The sequence below is a fragment of the Microbacterium trichothecenolyticum genome, from assembly GCF_000956465.1.
GTDB lineage: Bacteria > Actinomycetota > Actinomycetes > Actinomycetales > Microbacteriaceae > Microbacterium > Microbacterium trichothecenolyticum.
In genome coordinates this window covers 1-12,409 of record NZ_JYJA01000010.1, presented here as the reverse complement: position 1 = coordinate 12,409, position 12,409 = coordinate 1, and the positions used below count along the sequence as shown (strand labels likewise).

The window sequence follows — 12,409 nt, the reverse complement described above, 5'->3', positions numbered from 1 at the left end:
ACCTCGACCCCACCGCCCCGCACCCGATGCTGAACCCGAACAACCCGATGGGAATGAACCGATGACCACCCCGACCGGAGACCCGATCATGCTCGACCGCGCCCACGCCGAAGCCACCCTGTACCGGGTCGCGGTCTGCGCCTTCACCCACTACCCCGACAAGCCAGTGGAGGAACCCGGGTGGACGCTCGAGGAGGACCTCGCCTGGTGCCTCGCCCCCCTCGACGACCTCCCCGCACCGCACCTCGCCGACTTCACCGGGACGATCCGCACCCTCATCACCACACCGACCGCCGACCGGCAGACCTTCATCCGGCAGCTGCTCGCCCTCACCGGCGACGACCGCCCCCTCGACACCCCCTGACACATCCCTCAGCACCAGGAAGGAGAACCACCCATGGGCATCCCCATCGACCTGCAAGTCACGGCAGGGGTCGCCGGCATCGCCTCGATCGCCGGCCTCCTGCTGCTCCTGGCGGTGATGCGGCAGCTGCTGCACGGCCGGGTCCGCGCCGCCGCCCGCACCGCGGCCGCGACCGGGGTGCTCGCCGCCGTCGCGTTCACCGCCGCGCTGCTGCTCGGACTCACCCCGCTGACCGAGGTCATCCCACCGCCGTGAACGCCGCCGACCCCGCCACCCGGAAGCCACGCAGGGTCGGGAATCGAATGTCGGGGGAGGGGCATTTCCTGGCCGCTCATCGTAGCTTCCTCCCGGGGCTCCGTGCCGGGCTTTCGCGGCATATCCTCACCCCTCCGCCCGCTCCGGGGCTCCGGTATTCCACGACCCGGCACTGCGCCCCGTCCGGTCGCTCACGACGCCATTGCCAGGAAAGGCACCACCGAAGTCACCATCAGGAAGGACACCAAGATGCACACGACAACGACCCCGACCGGACACCCCACCACCGGACACGGCCCGACCGCGCCGGGCAGCATCGTCGCGTGGGACCAGCTGGAAGGCGCGGTCGACCACCTTGCCGACATCGTCGAGGAGATCCTTCACAGCCACGACGATCAGGTGATCTGCAGCCTGCAGTTCGATGAAGCCGAAGCCCTCGCCGAAGTCCTCGACGCCGGCCGGCACACCCGCACCGCGGCACGCCTGATGCACCGGTGGGCGCTCACCGAACCGGACTGGGAAACCGATACCATCCACGAACCCACCCTCCGCGGCTGGCTCGACATCGACACCCACCCGCAGGCGGACGGGATCGGACACTAGCGATTCGGACGGGGTGTCCGGGGCAGTGGGGGGAGCGAGCGCGCGCTGCACCGAGTTCGCGCTCACCCCCAGCACCCGGGCGATGTGTGTGATCGGGCGGCCCAGGTTCCGCAGCTCCACCGCCATCGCCACCTTCTCCGGTGTCATCACCGTCGGCCGCCCGGCCCGCTTGCCGGCCGCGGCCGCGGACGCCATCCCGGCCCGGGTCCGCACACTCACCAGCCGCCGCCGCAACGCCTCCAACGCCGCCAACACCTCCCCCGGATCCACCCGCTGATCCGCGCCGGTGCACAATGCCGGCTCCGCCAGCGACCGGAACCCCACACCCCGGGCGGTGAGTGCGCTCACCGTGGTCGCGAAATGCGTCACCGCGTGCGACAGGTGCGACGCGCTCAGCGTCACCAGCACATCACCCGGCCCGAGCGCTTCCAGACATTGCGAGAGTCCGTACCGGTGGCGCGGATCCGTGCCGGCACTGTCGGTGAACACCCGCACCGCACCCGCCCGGGTCAACGCCTCCACGTCGGCGTCGATCCCGGCGTCCGCGGTAAGTGCCCGGGTGTACCCGACCAGCCGGGTCATCGCGACAACCCGCCCCGCTCCGGACCGGCCGGAGAAATCACGGGGGCGGTGACATCCACCCGCGGCGCCGCGGCGGCGGTCGGTAGCGACTGCCGCAGGGCGACGAGCGCGGCGACCGTCTTGTGCTCCATCGCGGTGGCGAATTTCCCCATCGCCGGGACGTGCAGCTGCGGGATCACCTCCCGCAGCGACGTCTCGTGGAGGTCCACCAGCAGTTCCACTACCGCGTCCGGCAGGTCGCGCGCGGTGGCCGCGAACTGGGTGGTGTGGTGCAGTTCGCTGAGCCATTGCGTCGCATCGAACCGACCCATCCGCGTCGACTGCGTATCCCGCAACGCCGCCCCCGCCCCCACGAAACCCGAGACGGCGTCCGTACGGTTGCGGTCGAAGACGGTGCGGCCGTTGCGGCCCAGCACGGTGACTCGATCCGCCCACGCCGTCTCCTCCAGCGAGGCCACCAGCACCCGGGTGGCCTCCAGACCGGCATCATGCACGTCGCGGCTGATGAATCGGGTCGGCCGGCCCGCCTGCACATCCCGCAGATGACTGGAGGTCACCGACAGCAGACTCTCCGCCCGCCGCGACTCGACCACCACCACCCGGGTCGCAAACCCCGCCGCCGCGAACCGTTCCGCAGTTCCCGCCGCCGCGGCCGCGTTGGCGAACGTGCCCTCCAGGGCAAGGGAACGGTGATGCTCCCGCGCGTAGCGGATGCAGGCACTCACCCAGGTAGCCACCGTCTGAGAGATGACCGCGTCCCCCTCCGGGTCTACGCCGATGGGCCGGGCGGCGTCGGGGTGGAAGGCCCGCAACCCATCACCGGTCACCACCGCCACCTCCCCAGCGCCTTCGCCTCGCAACGCGGACACCGCGCGGCCGCGGCCGGCACCGGGTTGGCCGGCGACCAGCACGAACGACGACGCCTCGTCCTGGGCGGTGGGGGAGTCGGGGAAGTACAGCGGCAGGATGTCGCGGCGCAGGATCTCCTCCCGCGCGGCCTCCTCCAGCCCCGCGCCGCTCACCGGGCCACCCGGTCCAGTTCACGGATGCGACCGTCGATCCGCTCCGCGAGCGCGGCCACCGCGGCCCGGTCGAACGCGTCCACCGCGTGCACCTCGCGGTGCAGCGCCGTGAGCTCATCGCGAGCCGCCCCCGCAGCGGGATCGTCGGCGCGAGCCACGGCGGCCAGCAGCGCGGTGAGGTGTATGGCGGCCTCACGCATCCGGTCATAGGTGACGACGTCGTTCACTCGCCACGGCGAGGTCGCTGCGGGCATCGACCCTCCTTCGTGGACTCATCGTATCGCCGTCAAAAAGGTTGCCACCAACGTTTTGTGCAGTACTGCGAGCCACGTCACCCCCGTCTTCCTGGCACCTACGGCGTCGCGACCAGACGATCTCGGTCGCGAGTTCTGTCGCACGGTTCGGGTGTGGCCGACCCCCGAGCTGCCGCGGCCGGTTAATCCGACCTTCCGATCGCCGTCGAGCGAGACGTTGGGGGCGCCGGGCGTCGCGCCGTCATCCCCGGCAAGCAAGAGCATGGGTGTCCCTGACAATCGTCCTCGGAATCGTCGGGTCATTCGTCGGCGGGTTTCTCGGCTTCCTCATCTTCGGGGCCGACCCGAACGGCGGGTTCCTGCAGCCCTCCGGCATTATCGATCGACCTTCGGCGCGATCACCGTGCTGGGCATCTACATCCTCGTCACGCGTCGGCGCAGTGTCACCCGCTGACCCTGAGCCGCTCTTCCCTCCTCTCTTCTCTCGCCGCACTGATGATCCGCTCGAGTGCGGCGCTGCGCGCGGATGACGGCCACATAGGCTGTGCGCCGGAGTCTGTGCGCTCATAGCGGCCGATCGGCGATGCTGCTCGACAGGAGCGCGCCATCATGGGGACTCTCTATTGCGGATCGAACGCCGCACCAATTCAAATGTGCGACCGCGTTCTCGCGCACCTGAAGGTGGTCGTCTCGAAGCCGCGGCGAGGCAAGGGCGTTCACGATCACCTGGGTGCACTCGGATCCGGAACCAACCGGCCGCACGACGATCTGGGTACAGTCCGCCATGCCCCTGCGATTCGTGTTCGATACGGACGCGCCGGAACAGATCGACGTCCGCACGCTGAAAGCGCTCGCGGATGCCGCAAACCAGGGCAACATCAGCCTCAAGTCCGGAGGATTTGACGGCGCTCGAGCGCACCTGACGGCACGGACCACTTGGCCTAGGCATCCCCGAACGGGCGCCGGTCGCCCGACCGGCGCCATCAGGCTTGTCACGCTCCTCCGCCCGGCGGCGAGCCGAGACAGCTCTGATGTTCGAGACGGGGCTCGGACCGCACACGACCATCCCGCTGCGGGCGGTGCCTGTGAGTGGAACCGTCACGAGCATCGGGATTCGTGGGGGCGCCACTGCGCGGTGGAAGATCGCCGACGGCCTCACCCGCGGCTCCACAACCGCGAGGCAACTGCTCGGCATCGAGACCGCCGACGATGGCGACCAGGCACCCGCAGCTCGGTCTACTCGAACAAGGTTCGGGGTCGGGCGCCCAGTACAGTTCTTCGCGCAATTCCGCGCATCTCACCTTTCAGTCATCACCTCGACACGCGGGTCCAGTTGGAGGTCTCCATCGCTCCACTGGTCGTCGACCGGACGCTCGCATCAGGCCGGCGACTGCTCCAGTGGCCGGCCCTGCAGACGTCTCAGGCGTCAAGGATGTGTTCCCCCGCGAGGCCGTAGGTCGGCGCCGGCATGATGCAGCAAAGTCCGCACACGCTGGATGCTGTAACCCGTCGTGGAGGCAATGTCCCGGATGCTCTGCCCAGCGTCGTAGAAGGCCCTCACTAGCTTCGCGAGCTCGTCTGCAGCGGCGCCCTCGAGGCGCTGGTGCGGTGCTAGGCGCGGTGCCTCGTCGGGCTGCCAGGTGCGGTCGATCTCGCCACCGCCGTAGCCCTTCTGCTCACGGCCGCGCGGTTCGATCTCGTCGGCGGCCTCGTCACCGAACGCGTGCCATCCTGGCTGCGCGCGACGGGCGAACATCTCTAGGAAGGGTCCAGGCGAGCACGCCTCGATGAGTGGGTACAACTCGTCGGGCTTCCGCGAGTGCTCGCGCTTGCGGGTCTCGATCATGTTCACCTGCGACCGTGCCGGCGCCAGGGTGCGCATGGACCCCCGCACACCGAACAGCAGAATCTCGGTGACGTTGCGGAAATAGAACCCCACCCCACGCCCGTCAGGGCCACCGTCCTTACGGCGCTTCGCCCAGATGATGTTGCTGACGTAGCGGAAGCCCCACGCCTCCATCACTGCCAGTCCCTCAGGGAGCAATGCGTTCGGCACCCACAGATACAGATGCGCGTTCTTCGCGACATGGTCGGCAACGGGCAACGCCTTGATCGCATCCAAGGTCATCGTCGAGTAGCGATCGAGACGGCGGTGCTCCGGTGCTACCTTGCCTGTCCGATTCTGGAACTGCCACGGCGGGTCCGCATAGACCGTCTTGAACCCACCCTCGATTGTTGGCAGGGGCGGCGGCGCCTGCTCTTCGCGGAGAGGTGCGGCGGACGTCCCGCGGGGCGGCTCGACAGTCAGGGTCACGAGTGGTCTCCAATTTAGATCTTGGGAACGAGGCTACTTTAGATCTTGCTACGGACGTTATGCGCGTGCCCCGCCGCGCGTGTCGCATTCCAAGATGCGTCACTGGCGCGCCGATAGCATCGGGCCATGGATGTTGGACTCGAACACATGTCCCTGACGAGGAACACGACCCTCGCGAGTCTGACCACCACCGCAGCCCAGGTCGCGCCCGGGATGAGTCTGCAAGAGGTCATGGACATTGCGGACCAGAACAGCGCAGAATCCGCATCCAGTTGGGTCGAGAGCATGTTCACGTTCCACGGGGGCATACTTGCGGACGACGCTTGGCTCCGTGCAGCCCGCAACAGTGACACAGCGACCGCCAACGCACTGGCGTGGGCGGCTCGGGTGTTCGCCGAACCTCGAATCGCCAAGGTTGTCGAGGACACACTCGCGGGCGACGACGGGTCCTTCGATGCCGCCAGCTTCTCGACTGACGTCGCCACACGGGCATTCGAGGCGCTGGGCGTTACTGGGAGCCCGAGGAAGGCCGCCAGCTCGCTCTTGAACCAGGCGGCAGCAGCACCGCTCTTCGAGCCCGAGAAGCACGGCGGCGCGATCATCGGCGCTGTCCGCTTCATCCCCACCGCGCAGTTCGTCCCTGCTGTCGTTGAGTTCCTCGAGGAACGCATCCGAGGTCAGGTCAGCAAGGTGGTCGCGAAGCGCGGCGACGCCGTCGAGCTCGCGCTCCTGTGGAAGGCGAACCGCTGGTTCGGACTCACCAAGGACGAATTCCGCACAGCCGCACGCCCGCGCGCGACAACCCCTCTCTCGTCCCGTACCCCTCTCCCCGCCGATCTGCGACTACTTCACGAGGAGGCGCGCCGTCGCAAGCAGGTGGTCCTGCAGGGGGCGCCCGGTACCGGCAAGACCTTCGTCGCAAAGCGCTACGTCGAGTGGGCCGCGGCCGGACGCGGCGGCGACTCGAATCTGTCCGCCATCCTCGCCGCGCTGCCGTCGAACGAGCGGACTCCCGCCGACGTCGCTCATGCTGCCATTCGTCAAGGACTCACGGCTGTCTGGGACATCGCGCAGTTCCACCCGAGCTACGGGTATGAGGACTTCGTCCGAACGCTGGCAACCACCCCGACTGCGAACGGTGTCACCTTCCGGGCGGAGCACCGAGTGCTCAGCTTCCTCGCTGCGGTTGCTGTCGAGCTACGCGCAGCTGATAGCGAGTGCGACGTCATCCTGATCGTCGACGAGGTCAACCGCGCTGACATCGCGAGGGTCTTCGGCGAACTCCTCTACGCGCTGGAGTACCGCGACGCTCCGGTGCGGACGCCGTACACGGTGGACGGCAACGCCTCGATGACGCTCCCATCCAACCTCATCCTGCTCGGCACCATGAACACCGCCGACCGCAGCATCGCGCTGATCGACTACGCGCTGCGCCGTCGCTTCACCTTCATCACACTTGAACCTGACGTCTCTGTCATCGACGCCGCCTCCTGGCACGGTACTGCTGACAAGGACGCTGCACGGCACCTCTTCGAGGCCATCTCCGGGCTCTTCACGACAGCTGACAACAACGCCGCACTCGCTGTCGGGCACAGTTACTTCCTCCCCTCGGGCGACGCGACGGACGAGGCTGAGTCGCTGAACTCCGTCGCCCGGCGCTTCGCGTACGAGGTTGTACCGCTGCTCAACGAGTACGCAGCCGAAGGACTCGTCGACAGTGCGAAGCTCGCCAGCGTGTTGAGTACCGTCGGCGTGGACGGAGATGCTGATAAGCAGGACAGCGTCGAGGAAGCGCTGCGCACCTGGCTCGCTTCAAGCGGGCCCGATTATGACGGCACTGCGCCGTCTGGCGATGCCTGAGGTCGCAGCCGCGGACTGGGACGTCGGAAAGCCGATACTCGAGATCGCGGAGCAGTCGACGACCCGCGCCACTGACGCGCTCATCGCGGCTGTGCCAGCTGAGCGCTGGCAGGACCTCAACCTCACTTTCCAGAAGGCGCCAGGGGACCAGGACTGGACAGTCCGCGCCGCGGACTTCACTGGCATCGCGCGGCTCGAAATCAACGGTGCGCCGGTGCATCTGCGGGTCACGCCAAAGATCGCTGACCTCGACTTGTTCTTCCTCGCCGACTGGGCGTACGGCACGAAAAGCGTCGGCAAGAAGCTCAAGGATGCACGGGCGAACCTGGCGGCACTGCGCCCCGAACCTGCTGCATGCCTCCTCGGCTGGTACGTGGCCGAGGTGCTGTCATTCGCGACGCGCTGGCTCCGCCGTGGCTACGTCGTGCGAGAGGAAGACCTGGTCGGCCGCGTGCGCGGTCGCATCGACGTCGCACGGTATCTCAACTGGTCACTCGCACAGGCACGCCCTCACGTCATCCCGGCTCGTTTCACCGAGCCAACGCACGACACTCCAGCGAACCGCTATTTGAAGGCGGGTCTCCGACAGGTCGCGGTTCTTGCTCGCGCGGTTCCGCTTGAGGGCGCCCGCACCGCACTCGACGAGCTCACCCGGCGAACGCTCGCGCTATTCGCTGGCGTCGCAGACGTGCCAACGAGACCACAGGATGCACATCGACTCAACCTCACTGGCCCGCTGCGCCACTATGCGCCGATCGTCCGGTTTACGACCGCACTGCTGGAGGGGACATATGTCTCCACGGAGATCGGTGGACATTCGCAGGACGCAATCATGTGGTCTTTGAACGGACTGTACGAGCAGGCTCTCGGTAACGTCCTTGGCGCGTGGCCCGGGGCGACGCTCGTGCGAGGTCGCCACCACGCCACCCTCGTCGACAGCGACGGGTTAGTGAACGGCTCGACACCCGTGAAGCCCGACTACGTCATCCGCCGCTCCGATGGGACCCGACTCATCCTCGACGCCAAGTACAAGAACGCGATGCCGACAGTAGCCGCCCCAGCGGAGGAGACGATCGACGTTGCTCCCACGCAAAGGCAACGCATTCGCGTGCGCCGAGCCGATATCTACCAGACGGTCGCCTACGGTCGGCACTCAGGTCTGCGCACCGACAAGGTGGCGCTCCTCTACCCCGTCGCCCTGAGCCCCGGTGAGTCCTATCCAGAACCGTTGCGCGTTATTGGGTTCTCGCCGGTCTGCCATGTCGTCTTTTTCGACGTCGGTCCGAGCGCAGACGGGCGTCGTGTCGACCTATACCGGGCACTCGACGCTCTCTAGAGGGTCGCGCTTAGCCCGTCTATGGAGCTCGGTGACCTCTGAACGCGACACCTTCACCGTCGCCGGCGCTGTGCATTTCGTCGTCGACGACAGGGTGATCTCACTGCCGTTCGGTTCCGAGCGGCTGCTGCGCGCTCTGTAGAACACGCTTCGCCCCGCGGAGTGCCACGCCGCGCAATGGTCTCCGAGCGGGCTTGGTCGCGATGACGGCGTGACGTCTGCCTCGCAGGAGCTACGCGCGGCAGCGACGGAGAACGGCCAGACTTAGACCGGGGCCAGCATCGCACTCGGCGACGACGCCACCGGCAGGTACGCAAAGCTCTGCGGTACGGCAGGTCTCGGCTCGAGCTCATCGAGTCCGACGGGGTCCGGAAGACGCTCCGCTTCGCCGACAACGATCGCGACCGCGGTGGCCGAGCCGTCGTAGTAACGGAAGTAATCATCGCGCTCGATGACGCCGACGGCGCCGAACCGGTCCCAGATGTCCTGCGGGCTGCCCTGCACAATGTCGTCGACGGAGAACCGGCCGATCACCTTGCTCACCGGGGCAGTCGCGTACACCCAAACCGTTTCGATGTCGTCTGCGAGGCGACGCTTGCGGAACTCCACGCGCTTCACACCGCTCATGATCGCGTCCGCGTAGCGCTCGTGAATCGCCATCAACGCCACACGTTCAGCTGGCTCTCGACCCATGCGACTCCCTCCGGGTTGCTCACGCGTGTCACCGACTGCGGGTGTCCTCTTAGGACTTTATTCGCCTTGAGAACGTCCACCGTCCAGGACGGCACCACGAACCGATCGTGTCGGAAGAGGATGGTGAGCACTTCCTTCCCATCCTTGTGGAGGTCTGCGACATCCGCCTCCGAGTACACCGTGCGCTTGAAGGAGAGGCCGATCGTCTCGATGGGGTCTCCCGAGCGCAGCGACTGTTCGGCGACTCCGACGGCAACGATTGCGCCGTCGCCTTTCACCCCGCCCTGGCTTCGGTAGAACAGCAGCGTCGAGCCGGACGGGATGTTCTTCGTGGGGCTGTGGCAAAGGTATGCCTTGCGGATGGCGTTGCCGTGCGCCTTCGGGTCGGGGTCTGTCCAGGCGAGCGGTACTGCTCCGGAGGGGCCGAGCACCTCCGCATCCGGGAATAGGTCCTCGTACCACTTGGGGATGATCGGGATGACGAAGATCGGCTGACCGGCTCGCAGAGCGGGTGGTCCGTAAGCGACGTGGTGTTCGAGGCCATCGAGGGCCGCGCCGGGCGGCGGGTCGAGCACTTTCAGCCACACCTGCTCGTCCGGGTTGCCGTGCTTGGTTGCCACCTCGGTGAATCCGAAGTCGGCGAGGAAGTCATGCAGTCGGTCCTTGCTCGCATTGACTTCGACGAAGATCTCGCTCGGGCGGCCAGGCTCCTCGTGAGCCCAACGGAGCACTGCCTTGAGCAGCAGCTCGCCGAGGCGGCGGCCGGCGGAGAGATCATCGACCTTGAACGTCGAAAGCTTTATGGCGACTTCGCTCGGTTTAGTCGGGTGATTGTCGCGCATCTTCACGATAGCCAGCGCCTCGTACCTGCCATCGTCCGCACGCACGACCCACGCCCGACGTATCGAGGACTCCTTCTTGACCTTCCCTATCCAGCCGTCGAAGCCGGGATTGTAGTCCGCGCGCAGACTGTCGAAGATGGGCTGAGCCGCGTCCAGCTCGTATGTCTTGATTTCCTCGACAGAGGGAGGAGGGGGCGGCGCGTCGGGATGCCACGCGGCGAGCTGCTGAGCAGCTTCCGTTGGTCGCAGAACCGCGGGCTCGTGTCCGAGTCGGATGGCGCGCCGGCGTAGCTTCTGGTCGTTCGTAACGAGGAAGTGCACCGCGCCGGCGTCGAGCGCGGCCAGGATACGAGCGTCCCGCTCGTCGTTCGACGACCGGGGGGTAGGAAAGACGTCAAGGACCTGCTGCGGGAGGGGGAGCTCGCCGAGAGCTGCATACTTTCCGTACGCCGCAATGTTCTGCGCACGATGCTTCGGGTCGGTGGTCTCCTGGAGATCGTCGAGCGTTGCAGGGTGGACGTAGACCCTGTGACCATGCTCGGCTGCGAGCCGCATGAAGGAACTGACGACGGGCTGGAGCTCTTCGAGCTGCCCGTTGAAAGGCTCGGCAGCGATGACAACGTTCGAGTCGATCAAGAACGACATCTCTGCCTGCATCAGGGCCTCCTTTGCGCGATGCTACGAGGATGGCACGCTGACACCGGGTATCTGATCATCCGGTTAGTGTCGGTTGCGGCCTGTCTCGGCATTTCGTCTGTGGAGCCGGACTAACGAATAGCTCAGCGTTTGCAGGTGAGTGCCCTTCGGCGCGACGGAACTCATGCCATTCGAGAGACCGGTAGAACTGCACAGCTTCGGCTGAGGACAGCGCGTAGAGCCGGCCGTGGCGGCGTACAAGCTCTCCGAGCAGCGCACGACCGATGCCTTGACGACGTCGGCCGGACCGGACTTCGATGTGTTCGAGTTCGGTAACGAGCTGATCTGCTGGCGCGGTATAGCCGGTCAGCCGCAGAGGCTTGGTGAGCACGAGTGCGCGAGCCACCTCATGGCCGTCGCGGAGCGCGCTGTAAATGAACGCCGAGTCGTCGTTGCTCGGCATCGAGTCCCATGCGTATCGGAACTTCTTGTCGTAGTCGAAGGCCGAATCTCTTGAGTTGTGTTGCTGGCGAATGAGATCGAGCTGCATCCATCCATCTTCGTGACTCATCGGCTCCGGACCGCACCCGCCCAGTCCCACAGCTGAACGGCATGCCGCGGGTCACCATCGGGCAACCACCGAAGAAGCACCGCGTGCCGCATCCACGCGACCGGCTCAGCCTCGACGGGTATGCCCTCCTCGATGACTGTGCGGCGGGTCCCTCACTGCGCATCGCTGTGAGATTTGGTGCCCCCGGAGGGATTCGAACCCCCGACCCGCTCCTTAGGACGGAGTGGCTCTTCCACTGAGCTACGGAGGCCAGCTGTCTGATCTTACCGCTGGGTGTTCGCCTCGATAAAAGCCACAAGTGACGCCCTCGAGATGTACTTGCCCGACCCAACCTTGGTGTACTCGATGCCGCCGTCCTTCATCAGAGCGTGCAAGGTCCCATAGGAGATACCGAGCTCGGTCGCTGCATCTTTCAGCTTGAGCAGCATGGGACCCGACGGCGCTAGCGTCTGCGGCCCGGGTCCCACCGGATCCGGGTCTGATGCGACCACGTCGACCTGGGTGGCCTTCGTCTCCCAGTGGCCGGCGTAGGCCCACGATGTAGTCAGTTCGTCTCTTACCTTCTGCGCGGCGGCTTCCTCGTCCGTTGCCCTCACCCACAGTTCGGCCACCTCGATCTTGGTCACCACGACCTTGTAACGCATCCGCCCTCCTGAAACGGATGAGGGCCCCAGGGTAGCCCCCGAGGCCCGAGCAGCTCCGTCCTGAGGACATCGTACGCCCGGGACTATCACACGCAGTGGCACGGTACGAGCCGATCAGCGCCTGCGGCTTGGTCGCTCAGTGCGCATGTCAGACGTGCGCGGGGCCGAGCAACGGCTGAGAACCGACGGGATTGCGATAGCCCGCGTCCCAGGAAGCACCCCACCGAGCCTAGCCACACCAACTGGAGTGCAGAGAACGCGCCCACGATGGTCGCGGTCGCGGTCGTACCCAAATGTCGGTGACTGTCGGCGACGGTTGAAAACGAGGCCATAGCGACGGGGTGGTTTCCAGTGACCATCGCAACGAGGACCAGTCGAAAGGGGTTCTCGTATGTCGTCTCGTCGTGTTCCGAAGGGGCCGGGTCGTCGCCCG

Annotated in this window: 13 protein-coding genes and 1 tRNA gene; 5 read left to right on the top strand and 9 right to left on the bottom strand. The window is 66.5% G+C overall.

Features of this window, described 5'->3' with window-relative positions; all coding sequences use genetic code 11:
- Window positions 1–61: 61 nt before the first annotated feature.
- Both RS82_RS00250 and RS82_RS00245 read left to right on the top strand, forming a co-directional pair.
- The gene (locus tag RS82_RS00250) at window positions 62–364 is read left to right on the top strand and encodes a hypothetical protein (protein WP_045296083.1); all 303 of its coding nucleotides are present in this window, start codon (window positions 62–64) and stop codon (window positions 362–364) included.
- A 33-nt stretch (window positions 365–397) separates the two neighbouring features.
- A complete protein-coding gene (locus tag RS82_RS00245) occupies window positions 398–619 on the top strand; it encodes a hypothetical protein (RefSeq protein ID WP_045296082.1) in 222 nt (73 codons plus the stop codon).
- A 126-nt stretch (window positions 620–745) separates the two neighbouring features.
- Here the strand turns inward: RS82_RS00245 and RS82_RS20905 are convergent, their stop codons facing one another.
- The 3 genes from RS82_RS20905 to RS82_RS00225 are packed head-to-tail and all read right to left on the bottom strand — an operon-like array spanning window position 746 to window position 3,080.
- A complete protein-coding gene (locus RS82_RS20905; protein ID WP_169748659.1) occupies window positions 746–1,804 on the bottom strand; it encodes a recombinase family protein in 1,059 nt (352 codons plus the stop codon).
- Window positions 1,801–2,826, bottom strand: coding sequence for a zeta toxin family protein (locus RS82_RS00230; protein WP_045296078.1), 1,026 nt, complete (start codon window positions 2,824–2,826; stop codon window positions 1,801–1,803). Before RS82_RS00230 ends, RS82_RS20905 begins: the two co-directional genes overlap by 4 nt.
- Window positions 2,823–3,080, bottom strand: a complete 258-nt coding sequence (locus RS82_RS00225) for a hypothetical protein (RefSeq protein WP_045296076.1) — start codon at window positions 3,078–3,080, stop codon at window positions 2,823–2,825. The genes RS82_RS00230 and RS82_RS00225 overlap by 4 nt, the downstream gene beginning before the upstream one ends.
- Before the next feature lie 721 nt (window positions 3,081–3,801).
- Here RS82_RS00225 and RS82_RS22070 point away from each other — a divergent pair.
- Window positions 3,802–4,536, top strand: coding sequence for a DUF7882 family protein (locus RS82_RS22070; protein WP_483819039.1), 735 nt, complete (start codon window positions 3,802–3,804; stop codon window positions 4,534–4,536).
- Here the strand turns inward: RS82_RS22070 and RS82_RS00220 are convergent.
- Window positions 4,507–5,394, bottom strand: coding sequence for an MT-A70 family methyltransferase (locus RS82_RS00220; RefSeq protein WP_245619468.1), 888 nt, complete (start codon window positions 5,392–5,394; stop codon window positions 4,507–4,509). The two genes, RS82_RS22070 and RS82_RS00220, sit on opposite strands and share 30 nt — an antisense overlap.
- A 147-nt stretch (window positions 5,395–5,541) precedes the next feature.
- Between RS82_RS00220 and RS82_RS00215 the strand changes: the two genes are divergently transcribed.
- Together RS82_RS00215 and RS82_RS00210 are read left to right on the top strand one after the other, a co-directional pair.
- A complete protein-coding gene (locus RS82_RS00215) occupies window positions 5,542–7,254 on the top strand; it encodes an McrB family protein (protein ID WP_045296074.1) in 1,713 nt (570 codons plus the stop codon).
- Window positions 7,223–8,590: a 5-methylcytosine restriction system specificity protein McrC gene (locus tag RS82_RS00210; protein ID WP_045296073.1), complete on the top strand. Its 1,368-nt coding sequence runs from the start codon at window positions 7,223–7,225 to the stop codon at window positions 8,588–8,590. Before RS82_RS00215 ends, RS82_RS00210 begins: the two co-directional genes overlap by 32 nt.
- Before the next feature lie 264 nt (window positions 8,591–8,854).
- On the opposite strand, the gene RS82_RS00205 is transcribed toward RS82_RS00210, so the two are convergent.
- From RS82_RS00205 to RS82_RS00190, 5 genes are all read right to left on the bottom strand, one after another.
- Window positions 8,855–9,250: an ASCH domain-containing protein gene (locus RS82_RS00205; RefSeq protein ID WP_052676608.1), complete on the bottom strand. Its 396-nt coding sequence runs from the start codon at window positions 9,248–9,250 to the stop codon at window positions 8,855–8,857.
- Window positions 9,250–10,782, bottom strand: coding sequence for a PIN domain-containing protein (locus RS82_RS00200; protein WP_052676607.1), 1,533 nt, complete (start codon window positions 10,780–10,782; stop codon window positions 9,250–9,252). Before RS82_RS00200 ends, RS82_RS00205 begins: the two co-directional genes overlap by 1 nt.
- Before the next feature lie 55 nt (window positions 10,783–10,837).
- Window positions 10,838–11,311 (bottom strand): GNAT family N-acetyltransferase, encoded by a 474-nt coding sequence (locus RS82_RS20895; protein ID WP_169748658.1) that lies wholly within the window; start codon window positions 11,309–11,311, stop codon window positions 10,838–10,840.
- Window positions 11,312–11,507: 196 nt separating this feature from the next.
- A tRNA-Arg gene (locus RS82_RS00195) sits at window positions 11,508–11,582 on the bottom strand.
- A gap of 13 nt (window positions 11,583–11,595) precedes the next feature.
- Window positions 11,596–11,958, bottom strand: coding sequence for a helix-turn-helix domain-containing protein (locus RS82_RS00190; protein ID WP_169748657.1), 363 nt, complete (start codon window positions 11,956–11,958; stop codon window positions 11,596–11,598).
- Window positions 11,959–12,409 lie beyond the last annotated feature (451 nt).